This is a genomic window from Microbacterium invictum (genome assembly GCF_014197265.1).
Lineage (GTDB): Bacteria > Actinomycetota > Actinomycetes > Actinomycetales > Microbacteriaceae > Microbacterium > Microbacterium invictum.
In genome coordinates this window covers 3,021,966-3,037,616 of the sequence record NZ_JACIFH010000001.1, presented here as the reverse complement: position 1 = coordinate 3,037,616, position 15,651 = coordinate 3,021,966, and the positions used below count along the sequence as shown (strand labels likewise).

At 69.5% G+C, this 15,651-nt stretch carries 17 protein-coding genes; 3 read left to right on the top strand and 14 right to left on the bottom strand.

The window, feature by feature from the left end:
* The first annotated feature begins 40 nt into the window (after positions 1-40).
* Positions 41-811 carry an SDR family NAD(P)-dependent oxidoreductase gene (locus BKA10_RS14100; protein ID WP_183500548.1) on the top strand — a complete coding sequence of 257 codons (771 nt, stop codon included), beginning with the start codon at positions 41-43 and terminating at the stop codon, positions 809-811.
* A 43-nt stretch (positions 812-854) separates the two neighbouring features.
* On the opposite strand, the gene BKA10_RS14095 is transcribed toward BKA10_RS14100, so the two are convergent.
* The 11 genes from BKA10_RS14095 to BKA10_RS14045 all read right to left on the bottom strand — a co-directional run bounded on the left by BKA10_RS14095 (position 855) and on the right by BKA10_RS14045 (position 11,982).
* Entirely contained in the window at positions 855-1,817 is a 963-nt protein-coding gene (locus tag BKA10_RS14095; RefSeq protein ID WP_183500547.1) for a fumarylacetoacetate hydrolase family protein, read from the bottom strand.
* Positions 1,814-2,833, bottom strand: coding sequence for an amidohydrolase family protein (locus BKA10_RS14090; protein WP_183500546.1), 1,020 nt, complete (start codon positions 2,831-2,833; stop codon positions 1,814-1,816). Before BKA10_RS14090 ends, BKA10_RS14095 begins: the two co-directional genes overlap by 4 nt.
* Positions 2,830-3,966, bottom strand: coding sequence for an FAD-dependent oxidoreductase (locus tag BKA10_RS14085; RefSeq protein ID WP_183500545.1), 1,137 nt, complete (start codon positions 3,964-3,966; stop codon positions 2,830-2,832). Before BKA10_RS14085 ends, BKA10_RS14090 begins: the two co-directional genes overlap by 4 nt.
* Before the next feature lie 42 nt (positions 3,967-4,008).
* On the bottom strand, positions 4,009-5,001 hold the full coding sequence (locus BKA10_RS14080) for a cyclase family protein (protein ID WP_183500544.1): 993 nt from the start codon (positions 4,999-5,001) through the stop codon (positions 4,009-4,011).
* Between the two features lie 61 nt (positions 5,002-5,062).
* Complete coding sequence (locus BKA10_RS14075) at positions 5,063-6,040, bottom strand: fumarylacetoacetate hydrolase family protein (RefSeq protein ID WP_183500543.1); 978 nt, start codon at positions 6,038-6,040, stop codon at positions 5,063-5,065.
* An 82-nt stretch (positions 6,041-6,122) separates the two neighbouring features.
* On the bottom strand, positions 6,123-7,139 hold the full coding sequence (locus BKA10_RS14070) for a VOC family protein (RefSeq protein WP_183500542.1): 1,017 nt from the start codon (positions 7,137-7,139) through the stop codon (positions 6,123-6,125).
* A 170-nt stretch (positions 7,140-7,309) separates the two neighbouring features.
* Entirely contained in the window at positions 7,310-8,530 is a 1,221-nt protein-coding gene (locus BKA10_RS14065) for an ABC transporter substrate-binding protein (RefSeq protein ID WP_183500541.1), read from the bottom strand.
* A complete protein-coding gene (locus tag BKA10_RS14060) occupies positions 8,527-9,567 on the bottom strand; it encodes a branched-chain amino acid ABC transporter permease (RefSeq protein ID WP_183500540.1) in 1,041 nt (346 codons plus the stop codon). The genes BKA10_RS14065 and BKA10_RS14060 overlap by 4 nt, the downstream gene beginning before the upstream one ends.
* Positions 9,564-10,445: an ABC transporter permease subunit gene (locus BKA10_RS14055; RefSeq protein ID WP_183500539.1), complete on the bottom strand. Its 882-nt coding sequence runs from the start codon at positions 10,443-10,445 to the stop codon at positions 9,564-9,566. Before BKA10_RS14055 ends, BKA10_RS14060 begins: the two co-directional genes overlap by 4 nt.
* Positions 10,442-11,194, bottom strand: coding sequence for an ABC transporter ATP-binding protein (locus BKA10_RS14050; RefSeq protein ID WP_183500538.1), 753 nt, complete (start codon positions 11,192-11,194; stop codon positions 10,442-10,444). The genes BKA10_RS14055 and BKA10_RS14050 overlap by 4 nt, the downstream gene beginning before the upstream one ends.
* A complete protein-coding gene (locus BKA10_RS14045; protein WP_206686871.1) occupies positions 11,191-11,982 on the bottom strand; it encodes an ATP-binding cassette domain-containing protein in 792 nt (263 codons plus the stop codon). The genes BKA10_RS14050 and BKA10_RS14045 overlap by 4 nt, the downstream gene beginning before the upstream one ends.
* Before the next feature lie 245 nt (positions 11,983-12,227).
* Between BKA10_RS14045 and BKA10_RS14040 the strand changes: the two genes are divergently transcribed.
* Together BKA10_RS14040 and purU are read left to right on the top strand one after the other, a co-directional pair.
* Positions 12,228-13,181, top strand: coding sequence for a LysR family transcriptional regulator (locus BKA10_RS14040; protein ID WP_183500536.1), 954 nt, complete (start codon positions 12,228-12,230; stop codon positions 13,179-13,181).
* A gap of 73 nt (positions 13,182-13,254) precedes the next feature.
* On the top strand, positions 13,255-14,133 hold the full coding sequence (purU, locus tag BKA10_RS14035; RefSeq protein ID WP_183500535.1) for a formyltetrahydrofolate deformylase: 879 nt from the start codon (positions 13,255-13,257) through the stop codon (positions 14,131-14,133).
* Here the strand turns inward: purU and BKA10_RS14030 are convergent.
* Genes BKA10_RS14030 through BKA10_RS14020 form a run of 3 tightly spaced genes read right to left on the bottom strand, consistent with a single transcriptional unit; the run spans position 14,130 to position 15,650 of the window.
* A complete protein-coding gene (locus tag BKA10_RS14030) occupies positions 14,130-14,954 on the bottom strand; it encodes an IclR family transcriptional regulator domain-containing protein (RefSeq protein WP_183500534.1) in 825 nt (274 codons plus the stop codon). The genes purU and BKA10_RS14030 overlap by 4 nt on opposite strands.
* Complete coding sequence (locus tag BKA10_RS14025; protein WP_183500533.1) at positions 14,947-15,354, bottom strand: PIN domain-containing protein; 408 nt, start codon at positions 15,352-15,354, stop codon at positions 14,947-14,949. The genes BKA10_RS14030 and BKA10_RS14025 overlap by 8 nt, the downstream gene beginning before the upstream one ends.
* Positions 15,351-15,650 (bottom strand): type II toxin-antitoxin system VapB family antitoxin, encoded by a 300-nt coding sequence (locus BKA10_RS14020; protein WP_183500532.1) that lies wholly within the window; start codon positions 15,648-15,650, stop codon positions 15,351-15,353. The genes BKA10_RS14025 and BKA10_RS14020 overlap by 4 nt, the downstream gene beginning before the upstream one ends.
* Position 15,651: the final 1 nt, after the last annotated feature.

The window sequence follows — 15,651 nt, the reverse complement described above, 5'->3', positions numbered from 1 at the left end:
CGCGTAACGTCGGATGCCGGAGCGAGAGGGAGTGTCGACGATGACGTATCCGGGACTCGAAGGACGCACCGTGGTCGTCACCGGCGCCGCCGGCGGTCAGGGCGCGGCCGAGGCGCTGCTGCTCGCGGCATCCGGCGCCCGCGTGATCGCCACCGATCTCGCCATCGAGGCGCCGGCCGCCTTCCAAGGGACGACCGTCGCGTACCGGCGTCTGGATGTCACGTCCGAAGCCGGCTGGGAGATCCTCGCCGAACACCTCGCTTCCACGCTTGGCGACATTCCTCTCAAGGGCCTCATCAACAACGCCGGCATCACCCACCGCGCGCGGCTCGGGCAGACCGCACGTGCCGACTGGGATCGTGTGCTGGCCGTCAACGTCACCGGCGCCATGCTCGGCATCCAAGCGCTCGCGCCGCTCATGGCCGAAGGATCGTCGATCGTCAACATCGGCTCGGCGGCCGGACTCACCGCGCACTACACCGCCGCCTACACGGCCTCGAAGTGGGCGCTGCGAGGCCTCACCCACGTCGCGGCGACCGAGTACGGGCCCCGCGGCATCCGGGTCAACATCGTCCACCCGGGATTCATCGACACCGACATGACAGCGGGCGCGCCCGCCGCGATGCTCGACGCCCAGCTCGACCTCACGCCGCTGGAGCGCACCGGGCAGCCCGATGAGGTCGCGCATGTCGCCGCCTTCCTGGTTTCGGATGCCGCTGCCTATGTTTCGGGCGCCGAGATCCCCGTCGATGGCGCCTTCACGTCGTCGGCGGGTGTCAAGTACATGGCCGACCGCATCGCCGGACGCTGACACCGGCGCTGCCGACCTGAGCCGCCCCACGATCGTCGGCAGTTCAGCGGTACCGCGCCCTCGAGCGCTCGCGCGCGGCGGGCAGCTCGGGCGCCGGCACGGCGGCACCGACGGTACCCACGAGTTCGCCGATGCCCTCGACCGTCATGCGCACCTCGTCGCCCGGCTGTAGCGGCGGCGGGTTCAGCGACCCGTTGCGCCCCCACAGCTCACCCAGACACCCGCCGTTGCCGACGGTACCCGAGCCGAGCACATCTCCAGGGACGACCCGTGAGTTACGCGACGCGTAGGCCACCAGCTCTCCGAACGGCCAGCCCATGTTCGAGACGAGGTCTTCGCCGATCAGCTCGCCGTTGACGCGCACCTCGGCGCGGACGGCCAAGAATCCATCGGCGTCGACGAACTGCTCGAGCTCGTCGGCGGTCACGATCCACGGGCCGAGCGTCGTGCCGAAGTCCTTGCCCTTGGCGGGCCCCAGTCGCACCTTCATCTCGCGGCCCTGCAGGTCGCGCGCCGACCAGTCGTTCATGATCGTGTACCCGAAGATGTGGCCGGTCGCGGCCTCGGCCGTCAGATTGCTGCCGCCGGCACCACCGATGATCGCCGCGACCTCGAGCTCGAAGTCGAGCCGCGCGGTCACGGGCGGGTCGAGCCGGTCACCCGGGCCCAGCACGGTGTGCGGGTTCGTGAAGTAGAACGTCGGCGCCTGATACCACTCGGGCGCGACTTCGCTCTTGCCCTCCACTCCGGCGCTGACGCCCTCGACGTGCTCCTCGAACGCGACGAAGTCGCGGATGGATGCCGGGACCAACGGCGCCAGCAGACGGACGCCCGCCAGCGCTGTGCCCTCGGCGGTGCGGACGCGGGCGAACGCGTCGTGCGCGGCATCCAGTCCCCTGGCGAGCACCTCGGTCACCGTCAGCGAGTCGGGGAACGCGACGACGCGGTCGTCGATCACGAAGCCCTCGCCGATGCCGGTGGCGTCGATCCAGCGCGCGATCCTCATGCCGTCACCTTCGTCCGCAGCAGCGCTTCGGCATTGCCGGCGAGGATGCCGGCGGCCACGTCGTCGTCCAGCCCCGCGCCCGCGATGAACGCGACCGGGTCGTCGAGGCCCATGTCGAAGGGGAAGTCGCTACCCAGCACCAACTGCGCCGGGCCGGCCACCTCGATGAGATGCCGGAGCGCGCCGGCGTCGTGCACGACAGTGTCGAACCAGATCTTCTTCAAATAGCTCGACGGCTCGTGCGCGCAGTCGTGCGCCTCGGGGCGCACCCGCCACGCGTGGTCGGAACGGCCGATCGCGGTGGGCAGGTAGCCGCCGCCGTGCGCGGCGACGATCTTGAGAGCCGGATGCCGGTCGAGCACCCCCGCGAAGATGAGATGCGACAGGGCGACGGCGTTCTCGGCAGGCTGCCCGACGGTGTTCGACAGGTAGAACCGGTCGAGCCGCTCGTCGAGGCTGCATCCGAAGGGATGCAGGAACACGACGCAGCCGAGCTCGGCCGCCCGCGCCCAGAACGGCTCGAGCCGCGGATCCGACAGCTCGACGTCGCCGGCGAACGACGAGATCTCGACGCCGGCGAGCCCCCGCCCGAGCACAGCGTCGTCGAGGTACTCGACGATGTGGGAGGGGTGCTGCAGCGGTACGACGCCGAGCCCGATGAGCCGGTCGGGCGCCAGGGCCACGTGCTCGGCGATCAGCCGGTTGGTCTCGCCCGCGACCCACCCCGCGAGGCCCTCGTTCGCCCAGGGGTAGAAGTGATTCGGCGAGACGCTGACCCACTGCTTCGCGACGCCCTGCTCGTCCATGGCGGCCAGGCGCGCGTGCACGTCGGTGAGCTTCGGAATGCGGGCCCCGACCATCTGCCCCGACGCCTGCACGCTCGGGACCCCGTTGCGACGGCGTTCCAGGTCGGCCGCCTCGGCCACTTCTTCAGGCGCGCGCCGCTCCACCTCGGCGTGCAGCTGCGGCAGCAGCAGATGCGCGTGGACGTCGACCGCGGTCAGACCCTCGTTCATGCCGGCTCTGCCATCTGCTGCGCGATGCCGAAGATGAGTCCCCCGGCATCCGCGTCACGGTCACCGTCGATCTGCCACTGGCCGAGCTGAACCGAGGCCTCGACCACGGCGGTCGCGCGCGGTAGCCGGCGCGCGTGGAACTCGTCCCACAGCGCCTGGTCGACCCCGTCGCGCGAGACCAGCAGCTCGGTGAGGACGAACGCGTCTTCGAGGCCCTGCGCTGCGCCCTGGGCGATCGTGGGAGGGCACGAGTGCGCGGCGTCGCCGATGATGACGACGCGGCCGCGGTTCCACGGCGCGGTCACGATGTGCTGCGTGAACCAGGTGTAGTTGGCGTGCGCGCCCTTCTGTAGGTCGGCGCGAATGGCGTTCCACGGCCCGGCGTAGGCGCGGGACTCGTCGAGCATGATGCGCGTGGCCTCGTCGTCGGGGGTGCCGAACCGGTCCTGCGCCTTCTCGACGAGGAATGCGTACATGGTGTCGTCGCCGGTCGGGGTGTAGCCGGCGATGTACACCGGGCCGCCGTAGTACAGCTCGCTACGCACGACTTCGGCCGGGCGCGAGACGAAGGTGCGCCAGATGCCCATGCCGGTCGGCTGCGGCTTCTGGTCGATGCCGATCAGGTCGCGCACGGTGGAGTGCAGGCCGTCGGCGCCGATCACCAGGTCGTACGCGCCGGCGCTCGCATCGTCGACGAAGACCTCGACGGCGTTCTCGGCGCGGGCGTCGAGACCGGTGACCCGAACGCCGAACCGGACGTCCGCGCCGGCGCGCTGGGCGTGGTCGAGCAGGATGCGGGCGAGATCGGCGCGTGGCATGCCCATCGCGGCCGGGTAGTCGGGGCCGCCGGTCTTGACGTCGGGCAGTTCGGCGACAATCGGCGCGTCGGGCCCGGGGGCGCGCAGATTGAGGCCTTCGAAGGGGTACCCGGCCGCGCGGATGTCGTCCCACGCGCCGAGCGCGTCGAACACGCGCAGCGCGTTGCCCTGCAGCGAGATGCCCGAGCCGAGGGCGCTGAGCTCGGGCTTGGCTTCGAAGACGTCCACCTCGACTCCGGCCTTGGCGAGCTGGATGGCGGCGGCGAGTCCCGAGACTCCGGCGCCGACGACGGCGACCTTGCGTACGGCGGTCATGTCAGAACCTCTCTGTTCTTGGCTTCGGGTGGGCGAGTGCGGTTACAGGATGGCGACGGGGTTGATCGGCGAGCCGACCGCGCCGGTGATCGGAAGGGGTGGCGCCGACAGCAGGAACTCCCAGCGACTCCGCTCGGCGCACGCGCCGGCGAGCTCGTCGAGGTTCCACATCTCGCCGATCGTGAGCCCCATGTTCGGAATCACGACCTGGTGCAGCGGCTGGAACGCGGGCACGTCGAACTCGTTCGGGCGCACTTCGAAGCCCCACGTGTCGGTGGCGATGGCAGCGATCTCGGTGCGGTGCAGCCAGCCCGCGGTGGTCAGCGACAGGCCCGGGGCCGGTCCACCGGCGTACTCGCCCCAGCCGTTGCGGCGGGTGCGGGCATACTGTCCGGTGCGGACGAGCACGATGTCGCCGCGGCCGACCGCGACACCCTGGGCTGCAGCCGTGGCCTCGAGGTCGGCGACGGTGATGGCGTGGCCGTCGGCGAGCTCGCCGGTGTCGGGGCTCAGGTGGCGGCCGACGTCGAGCAGCACGCCGCGCGAGACGATGGCCGATGCCGCGTGCTCGATGCCGGTGACCAGGTCGCCTTCGCTGGTGACGACGTCGCCCGCGCGGCGGCCGTTCCAGGCGTTGCCGTGGTCGAAGATGTGGCCGAGGCCGTCCCACTGGGTCGAGCACTGCAGCGGCATCGCGATGACGTCGTCGGCGCCGCCGATGCCGTGCGGAAAGCCCTGGGCGCCGCGCTCGGCGTCGGTGCCGGTGTCGGTCATGGTGTGCACCGGGTTGGTGCGGCGCCGCCAGCCCTTCTGCGGCCCGTTCGTGTCGAAGGCCTGCGCCAGCGAGATGACGACGCCGTCGCGCACGAGACCGGCGGCCGCGATTCGGTGTGCGGGGTCGATGTAGTTCAGCGTGCCGAGCACGTCGTCCTCGCCCCAGCGGCCCCAGTTGCGGTACGCCTCGGCGCGCGCGGCGATCTCGGCCTCGGGATTCTGGCGGTCGAGGTCGGCCGGGTTCTCAGAGGGCATGGTCATGCGATCACCGCTTTCGGTCGTTGAGCGAGCGGAGCGAGACGCAACGCCTGCGGTTCGGGAGTCACGCCCCGGCTCCTGCCGTGATGCAGCGGACGACCTGAGTGCCCAGGCCTTCGATCGATCCGGTCATCACATCGCCGTCGCGGAGGAACCGCCTCCAGTGCTGGCCGTTGCCTGCGGGGCTGCCGGTCAGCAGCAGGTCGCCCGGCAGCAGGGGCATCGTCTGCGAGGCGCCAGAGATGAGCGCGGGAATGTCGAACAGCAGGTCGCTGGTGGAGGCGTCCTGCATGACGTCGCCGTTGAGTTCGAGGCGCACGTTCAGGTCGGACGCCTCGACGAAGGATGCCGGCACCAGGAACGGGCCGGTCGGCAGGAAGCCCGGCGCGTTCTTGGCGCGATACCAGTCGGTGCCGATCTCTTTCATGTCCTTGCGGAAGACCAGATCGCGCGTGGTGATGTCGTTGCAGATCGTGTAGCCGGCGACATGGTCGAGCGCGTCCTCGCGCGAGACCTGGAAGGCTTCGCGGCCGATGACGACGGCGAGCTCGAGCTCCCAGTCGTGCACGTCGCTGTACGAGGGAAGGGCCAGCGGCACGTCGTCGCCGACGACGCACGCCGGCAGGCCGATGAAGAAGTAGGGCTCGCCGTTCGCGGCGCGGTCGTCCATCATCTTCGCCGCGAACTCGCGCGCCTCTTCCACGGTGCGATCGGTGGTGTTGGTGAGGCCGGCGGCGACCAGCTCGATCACGTGCTGCCGGTAGTTGGCGCCGGTCTGCAGCACCTGACGCGGCTCGACCGGGGCGGTGAGCGTCACATCGGCCAACGCCATCCATTCGCTGCCGGCCTCGGCCTCGGCGAGCGCAGCGATCCGATCCCATGCGGGCGCTGCGAGGAAGTCGTTGAGGGACGCCACCCCCAGCTCATCCGAGCTGAGCGGCCGGATGCGGTCACCCACCACCAGAGCCACACGCGTCGCATCGCCCTCTCGATAGCGGGCAAGGGCGAACGGTGCGGTCATGCGGTGCGACGTCGTCGTCATGGGGGTCTCCTGCGGTGAGCCTGGTGATGGTGCGATGGTGCGGTGGAGGCGGCCGATCGGCGGGCCGCCCCCACCGGGTCTGTCAGCCCTGTCCGTGCTTCGCGTACGGGTTGAGCAGGGCGTCCTTGATCTCGTCGGGCACACCCTCTTCGGTCGCGCTCGGGCCGTCTGCGGACGGGAACGACTCGGTCATCGACATCGGCATGGCGCCGTTGCGGTAGAAGTTGTTCGATCCCTGCGACGGCCGCCAGGTGTTGGCCTCCCAGTCCGGCACATAGTTGCGGTAACCGCCGGTGTTGAGTTCGATGCGCAGCGCAGACGGCTCCCGGTAGTAGAGGAACGTCTGCTCACCGATGCCGTGGATGTTGGGGCCGTACTCGATGTCGATCCCGTTCTCCATGAGGGTGTCGGCCGCGATCAGCAGCTCTTCGCGGGTGTCGACCCAGAACGCATAGTGGTTGATGCGTCCGGCGCGGGTCGAGCCGTCGAGCACGACGCCGAGATCGTGCGACTTCTCGTTGGTGGTGAGCACCGAGAAGACCGAGATCGGCGCTTCGTCGAGCACGGTGCGGGCCATGAAGCGGAAGCCCAGCACGTCGGCGTACCACTGCACGAAGGCGTCGACATCGCTCGCCGCGACCGTCACGTGGTCGAGCTGGCGGGGAGCGCCGGCGACCTTCGAGCGCTTCTCGGGGCGGTCGGGGTAGATGGATGCCGTGGTGCCGGCCGCCTGGTGGCGGGTGACGTCCCAGTGCAGCGTCATCGAGTGCCCGAACGGGCCGGTGAAGCGGTACGCGCGGCCGATCTTGTGCAGGTCGACCCATTCGCCCTGAATGCCGGCGGCTTCGACGCGCTTGGCGGCCTCTTCGAGCGCCTCGGCGCTCGACGTGCGCCACGCCATGGTGGCCAGCGACGGCTCGTCGCCGGGGAGGACCACGACCGAGTAGGCGTAGTAGTCGCCCCAGCAGCGGAGGTACACGGCGCCGTCGATGCGGTCGACGACAGTGAGGCCGACCTGGTCTTCGTAGAACGCGACGGAGGCCTCGACGTCGGGCGTGGTGACCGCCACGTACGAGAGGTGGGAGAGCAGTTTGATCATCTTCGATCCTTTCGGGACGGGCACCGCTGTGGGCCTACGTCTACTCTGCGGGGCTCATCGGTATCAGGGAAGACGAAACTGTTTATCCTGCGAATCAGTTTGATTGATATGCCCAAGGAGGTGGGCTCCGGGCCCACCTCCTTGGTCGTCACGTCACGCCGCAGTGCGTACTATTCGACGATTCCCTCGTCGCGCACGTCGACGATCTCGCCTTCGGGCAGCCAGCTGGTGCCGTCGAACCGGCTGAACTCGAACTGGAAGGCGATGCGCCCGTGCGGCCCCGAGTCGTAGACGATTCCGGGCACCAGGAGCGGGTTCTCGAGCTCGGAGAACGAGTCCCACGCGGCGATGATGCCCTCGCTGTCGTAGGAGTCCGCGCCCTCCAGGGCCGCCACGATCGCTGCGCCGAGCCCATATCCCTGGATCGTCATGGCGTCGCCGAGCACGTCCTCATGGCCGGCTTCGGTGACCGCCGCCGCGTACGCCAGATAGTCGGGGTCTTCCGCGAACCGCGGATCGGCCGGATCGATGAACGTCTTGAACGCGTACGCCCCCTCGACCGCGTCGCCCCCGGCCTGGTGGATCGCCGTCGTGAAGTCCGACGTCGTCGATCCGAGGATGATGGTCGGCTCCCACCCGATCTGATGAATGTACGCCAACACGGCGCCCACCGTCGGGGCCCCGATGTTGATGATGACGGTGTCCACCGCGGCGGCCTGGAACTGGCTGATCTGTGCACTGAGGTCGGCCGTTCCCGGGGCCACCAGCGCGGTCTCGACGGGTTCGACGCCCCCCGCCTTCAGGCCGGCGAGCTGGCTCTCACTCAGGTCGTTGTTGAATCCGATGTAGCCGACCGCGGCATCCGGCTTCTCGGCCTTGAGCCAATTCGCCTGGAGGTGACCCTCCCACGAGACGTCGGACCAGAACGCCCGCTGCAGCGGGAATCCTTCGATGTCGCTGAGCGGGCTGTTGCCGGCCATCGAGATGCCGGCCACGCCGTTCTGGTTCAGGTAATCGCGGCCGGCGATCGAGATGCCGCCGAAGTTGACCACGAGGACGGCGCCGTCCTTCTCTACGAACTTGCGCTCGTTCTCGACCAGACGGGCCGGGTCGTAGGCATCATCGGCGGTGACCAGCTCGATCGGGTGACCGTCGATGCCGCCGGCTTCGTTCGTCATGTCGATATAGGTCTCGAGGCCGGTCAGGCCCGGTGCCACCGCGCCCAGCGGACCACTCTGCGGCCAGCTGGCACCGATGACGATCGGTGCGGCATCCTCGCTCTCACCTCCGTCTGCGGGCGTGGCGTTGCGCGCGGTGCAGGCGCTGAGGGTGAGTGCGGCGGCGCTCAGCAACGCCAGGGAGGCGAGCGCGGCACGTCGGGAAGTCTTCATTGAATATCCTGTCGGTTGCTGTGGGTGGTGGATGGGGTGGATGCGGTGGCGGGTGGGCCGGCACGGCCGGGGACGATGGCGGCGAAGGCGCGTGCGACGAGGCCGCCGATGCCGGCGGGAGCCAGGATGATGCACACGCCCAACACGATCGCGAAGACGAGCTGCGCGAGGTAGGCGGACGTGTCGCTGGGGACGGCGGCGCTGAACCAGCTCGGGAGGTACACGATGACCGCGGCGCCGGCGATCGCGCCCCACCACGAGCGGTTTCCGCCCACGACCGAGGCGACCAGCAGCGTGATCGAGAAGATGAGCGGGTAGGACTCGGGCACGACCAGGCCCAGCACGAAGGCGTAGAAGGCCCCGCCGAGCCCGGCCAGTGCCGAACTGATCACGAAGACGGAGAACTTCAGCCGGTCGGCCTCCACGCCCATCGACGCGGCCAGGATCGGGTTGGCGCGGATCGCCGCGAGCGCCCGGCCCACACGCCGCGAGACCATGTTGCGCAGCACCAGGATGATCAGCAGCAGCACCGCGAACAGCACGAGATACATCCACTGGGCATCGGTGAGCGCCATCGTCGGCGACGCCATACCGGCGCCGGAGAGAGTGATACCCGCCTGGCCGCCGGTGAAGTCCGAGAAGCGGTACAGGACGATGGGGAAGACGGCCGCGATGACGATCGTCAACAGGCCCAGGTTGAACCCGCCCAGGCGCACCCCCGGCAGGCCGATGATCGCGCCCACCACCGCGCAGATCGCGACGGCGCCCAGGACGGCCAGCCAGACGTTCCACTCGGCGTAGCGGATGAGCATCATCGCCGCGTAGCCGCCGATGCCGAAGACCGCGCCTTGCCCCAGGCTGATCTGGCCGGAGAAGCCCATCAGCAGGTTGAGGCTGATGACGCCGAGCGCGACGGCGAACACGCGGCTGACGGCGAACAGATCGTAGTCGCTCACCAGGAACGGCACGATCGCGCCGATGACGATGGCGACTGCGGCGACGGCGCGGGGCAGCCACACGCGCAGGACCCCGCTCATGCGCGCACCGTGCTCTCATGGCCGAACAGCCCGGCCGGCTTGAACATGACCACGCCGATCACGACGGCGAACGCGAGCAGCACGTTCAGATCGCCCCCGAGGCCGGGAACGTAGCGGCCGCCGATCGCGGAGAGCAGTCCGATCAGCAGACCGCCGATCACCACGCCGATGCGGCTGTTGATGCCGCCGAGGTTGGTGGCCGCCAGCGCCATGAGCAGCGCGACCGTCAGCATCGCCGGCGAGAGTCCCACCGTCGGGGCCGCGACGACGCCGGCGACGGTGCCCACCGCGCTGGCGACGACCCATCCCGCTGCCAGCCACAGCCCGGCCGACAAGCCCAGCAGCGCCGCCGACGATTGGTTCTGGGCGACCGCGCGCAGGCGCAGGCCGAACATGGTGCGGGTGAACAGCAGCGCCATGAGGCCCATCGCTGCCAGCACCAGGGCCGCGCCGCCGATCTGCTGGCTCGTCAGGCGGAGTCCGGCGAACTCGACCACCCAAGTGCCGAAGGGGTTCGGGAAGTTGCGGGGGTCGGTGCCCCAGATCATGCTGACGATCGCGTTGATGCCGAGCAGCAGGGTGACGCCAAGTGTGGTCAGTGCCGTCTGATTGCGGCGATCGACCCATCGCACGACGAGCAGGTAGATCGCCGCACCGATGACGCCGGATGCCGCGATCGCGAACACGATGGACAGCCACAGCGGCCACCCCGCGATCATGGCGCTGTAGGCGATGTAGGTGGCGAGCACCGCCATCTCGCCCTGTGCGAGGTTCAGCATGCCGGTGCCCTGGAACACCACGCTGATCGCGAGGGCGAGGGCGGCGTACACCAGCCCGGTCATCAGGCCGTCCAGACTGATCTGCAGGAACTCGATCACGGTGCCTCCTCCGTCGATCCGGCGGGCTGCGGCCCGCCGCCCAGGTAGTGTGCCTGCAGCGCGTCTGCCGAGTGGAAGTCGCGCGCGGGGCCGTCATGGACGACCCGGCCACGGTTGAGCAGCACGGCCCGATCGGCCACTTGCAGCGACAGCCGGGCGTTCTGTTCGGCCAGCAGAATGGTGAGATCCCACTGCTCGCGCAGCGAGACGAACTGCGCGAACAGCTCCTTCGTCGTCAGCGGTGCGAGCCCGAGCGAGGGTTCGTCGACCAGCAGCAGTCGCGGCCGCGCCAGCAGCGCGCGGGCGACGGCGAGCATCTGCGCCTGTCCGCCCGACAGCGCGCCGGCGGGGCGGCCCCGGAACTCCTTGAGAATGGGGAACGTGTCGTAGATGCGCTCCAGGTCCGCGGTCGAGTCCTGGCGGCGTCCCGCTGGGCGTGCCGCGCTGCCGAGCCGCAGGTTCTCTTCCACGGTGAAGTCGGTGAAGGTGCCGCGGCCCTCAGGCACGTGCCCGATGCCGAGACGGGCGATCTGCGCGGTGCGCTTGTTCGCCAGCTCGACGCCGTCGAAGCTCGCCTGGCCGCGGACGCCGATCATGCGACAGATGGCGCGCAGCAGCGAGGTCTTGCCGGCGCCGTTCGGCCCCAGCAGGGCGACGATGCTGCCCTCCTCGATGTCGAGGTCGATTCCGTGCAGCACTTCGACGCGGCCGTAGGCGGCAGTCAGATTCCGCAGTCCGAGCAGCGTCATGCGACATCCACCTCGGCTTCCGTGCCGAGGTACGCGGCGATGACGGCGGGGTCGTGCTGGACCTGCTCGGCGGGACCGCAGGCGAGCAGGCGGCCGGCGTCGAGCACCGCGACCGTCGACGCATAGCGCATCACCAGGGCCACATCGTGCTCGACCAGTACGCAGGTCGTGCCCGTGCGCGCCCCGTGGTCGACGATGAGGTCCATGAGCTCGGTGGCGTCGGCGTCGCTGAGTCCGGCTGCCGGCTCATCGAGCAGCAAGAGCTTCGGCGTGGACACGAGCGCCCGGGCCACCTCGACCCGCCGCCGGTCACCGTGCGCCAGAGCGCCGGTGGGGGTCGCTGCGTGAGCACTCAGACCGACCTGGTCGATGAGCTCCCGAGCGACCTCGCGCGCGTGCGCCTCTTCGCGGTTGCTGCGGGGCGTGCGCCAGAGGTTGGCCATCAGCCCCGCCCGGGTGCGCACGTAGGTGCCGAGCATGACGTTGGTGAGCACGTCGACGTCGTCGAGCAGCGCGGGCGTCTGGAAGGTGCGAGAGATGCCCGCCGCGGCGCGACGGAACGCGCGCATGTGGTCGAGCGGCTCACCGTCGAGCAGGATGCTGCCCTCATGGCGGTAGATGCCGCTGACGCAATTGAACAGCGTCGTCTTACCGGCGCCGTTCGGGCCGATGACGGCGCTGACGCCGCCGGCAGGCACATCGAAGGACACGTCGTCGAGCGCCCTGACCCCGCGAAACCCCACTCCGACCTTTTCCAGCCGAAGCGCGGGAACTGACTCCGTCGCCACGCGAACTCCTTCGTTCTCCTCAATGACAACCCACCGCACGGCATCACAGAAGGCGGATTCGGTTATCCGGGGCATCAGTCCCGTCGATAGCCCCCGCTCCTCCCTCGACTGCTCCGCGCACTCGGCGCGGCGCGCTCGAGTCGCCGCGTCCGGCCGCACTATCGACGCGCAAGATGAGCGCCCGCCTCCACATCAGCAGCTTCGATACACTGGGGTCACGCACCCGAACGAAGGATCACGCCGCTGTGACCGACCACGCCCTGCTCTCGCGCCTCGACCTCAACCTGCTCGTGTCGCTGGACGCGTTGCTCACCGAGAAGAGCGTCACTCGAGCCGCCGAGCGACTGCACCTCAGCCAGCCGGCGCTGAGCGCCTCGCTCGCGCGGCTGCGCACCCATTTCGGCGACCAGATCCTCGCCCGCCGCGGCAACACCTACGAACTGACGCCGTTCGCGGTGCGGCTCAGCGAGCACGCGACGGCGGCGCTCGACGCCGCGCGTCGGGTGTTCGAGAGCCAAGCGACCTGGTCGCCCGAAGAGTCGACCCGCGAGTTCATGATCTACGGATCCGACTACGGATTCGTCACCGTCGGCAGCATCGTCTCGCGTCTCGCGGCCGAACGGGCACCGGGGGTGCGGTTCCGGTTCATGCTGCACAACCCGACGATCGTCGATGATGCCACCGCCCGGTTGCGGTCGGTGGATGGCATGCTCATTCCGCACGGGTCGCTGGCCGATCACCCGTATGTCGATCTTTGGCACGACGACTGGCTCGCCATCGTGGCCGACACCAACGACGCCGTCGGCGATGTTCTGACGATGCAGCAGCTCGCCGAACTGCCGTGGGTGATGACCTACCAGACGCGCACCGCGTTCACCTCTGCCGCTCGGCAGGTGCAGCAACTCGGCGTCGAACCGCGGCTGAAGGTCGTGGTCGAGAGCTTCTTGTCGATGTCGCACTTCATCGCCGGAACGTCGCGCGTCGGGATCATCCAGGCGGCGATCGCGCCACTGGCGGTGCGGACCGGCGGCGTGCGCACCGTGCGCCTGCCGTTCGCCCCGACTCCGCTCACCAACGCGCTGTGGTGGCACCCGATCCACGGCCGCGACCCCGAGCATGCGTGGATGCGCGATCTGTTCGTCGAAGCCGGCCGCAGCGTCGAGGCGGGTGCGCACGTGGCCCAACTGCGCACGGACTGAGCGTCCCGACGCACGCACGCCGCCCGGCGACCGCCCGATGCGGTCGATGCGCCGCGCACGGCAGAATCGATCCATGACCATCCACGGCCCGAACCTGCTGCCCGACCACGCCTGCCTCATCGTCCACGGCAGCGATCGCCCCGGAATCGTGGCTGCGGTGTCGGCGATGATCACGCGGATCGGCGGCAACATCGTCGCGTTCGACCAGTACACCGATGACCCCGTGGGCGGCGCGTACTTCCAGCGCGTCGTGTTCCACCGGCCGCAGTTCGCCGCCGATCGGCCGAGCATCGAGGCCGAGATCGCGGCAGCGCTCGACGGATTCGAGCTGGAGTGGTCGCTGACGGACCAGTCCGTGCCGAAGCGCATGGCGATCCTGGCGTCGCAGCAGGACCACTGCCTGCTCGACCTGCTGTGGCGGCACCGCCGCGGCGACCTGCCGGTCACGATCCCGATGGTGATCTCGAACCACACCACCGCGGCCGAGGACGTGCGCACCTTCGGCGTGCCGTTCTTCCACGTGCCGTCGGTGGCCGGGCCCGACAAGGCCGAATCCGAGGCACAGCTTCTCGAACGGCTGGTGGGCAACGTCGACTTCGTGGTGCTCGCCCGCTACATGCAGATCCTGTCAGCGGACTTCCTGGAGAAGCTGGGTGTGCCGGTGATCAACATCCACCACTCGTTCCTGCCCGCGTTCATCGGTGCCGAGCCCTACAAGAAGGCCAAGCAGCGTGGCGTGAAGCTGATCGGCGCCACGTCGCACTACGTGACCGGCGACCTCGACGAGGGACCGATCATCGAGCAAGACACCGTGCGCGTCACCCACGCCGACTCGGCCGGCGAGCTCACCCGCCGCGGCGCCGACGTGGAACGGCAGGTGCTGTCGCGCGCGGTGCTGTGGCACGCGCAGGACCGCGTGATCCGCCACGGCAACCACACCATCGTGTTCTAGACCAGGCGCAGCTCGGCGTCGATGGCCTCGGCAGTGCGCAGCAGCCGCGGCAGGTGCTGCGCCTCGAGGTGCTCGACGGTGTCGCGGGTGGCGCTCGTCGACACGTTGACGGCGGCGACGACGGCCCCGCGCCGGTCGCGCACCGGCACCGCAACCGAGCGCAGCCCCGGCTCGAGCTCGCCGTCGACGAGCGCCCAGCCCTGGTCGCGCACCCGCCCGATCTCGGCACGCAGCGCAGCCTCGTCGGTCACCGTGCGTTCCGTGAGGCTCGGGTGGGCGGATGCCGCGAGTGCGGCGTCGAGGTCGGGCTCCGGCAGAGCGGCGAGCAGCACCCGGCCCATCGAGGTCGCGAACGCGGGGAACCGCGTGCCGATCGTGATGCGCACGCTCATGATGCGGCGCGTGGGCACCCGCGCGATGTAGACGATGTCGCCACCGTCGAGCACGGCCGCCGACACACTCTCATCGACCTCGCGCGAGAGCCGCTCGAGGTGGGGCTGCACGACCTCGGGGATCGACAGCGCCGACAGGTAGCTGAAACCGAGCTCGAGCACCCGGGGCGTCAGCGAGAAGTCGCGGCCGTCGGCCCGGACGTAGCCGAGCTGCTCCAGCGTGCGCAGAAACCGGCCGGCCGCGGCGCGGGTGATGCCGGCCCGCCGCGCCACATCGCTCAGGGTGAGCGCGGGGTGCTCGACGTCGAACGCGCGGATGACGGCGAGGCCGCGGACGAGCGACTGGACGCTGTCGTTCTTGGAAGCCAGCGCGCCCCCTGGCGAGGTCGCGGTGCCGTCGCGCGGCCCCCCGGCATCCGCCTCAGTCATCGCCGAGCTCGTCGAGCGCAGAACGTATGTCCGTATGCGAGAAGTCGTCGCCGACGTACAGCAGGGGTTCGTCGCGGATGTAGGCGAGCGCGTAACTGAAGGTGTCTCCGAGGTTCAGCTTGGCCGCATGACCCGATCCTTGCCCGAAGTCGCGGTAGGCCGCCGATGCGATGTCCGCCTGCTGTTCGGAGAACGGAACGACGCCGACGTCGAAACGCCGAATCAGCACTTCCAGTCGTCGCACGCCATCGGTACCGAGCTTTCCACCGACGACAGCGCGCACCTCGACCAGGGTTGGTGCCGAAATGAGCGAACTGTATGCAAGCAGCAGCCTCTTGATCGTGTCGGCCCGCGGCTCGCTGCGAAGCAGAGCGACCAATGCCGACGAGTCGACGATCACTTCGGGAGTCCGAGTTCGTCGTAGAGATCGTCGTCTGCAGTTGCCAGCGCCGCGCGCTGTTCAGGTGTCGTATGCGCCCGGAAGTCGGCCAGGATACGATCCACCGCGACGCGCCGACGCTCGATCTCCTCCGGAGAGTAGTCGGGGGAAGCACGCACACCACCCGTCTCACCCTGCAGCTCGTGCAGCCGCCGGCGCACGGCGTCTTCGACCGCGCTCGTCTGACTCATGCCGGTGAGCGCCGCCAGCTCGCGCACCAGCGCGTGGGTGCCCTCGTTCTTGATGTTCAGGCTCATA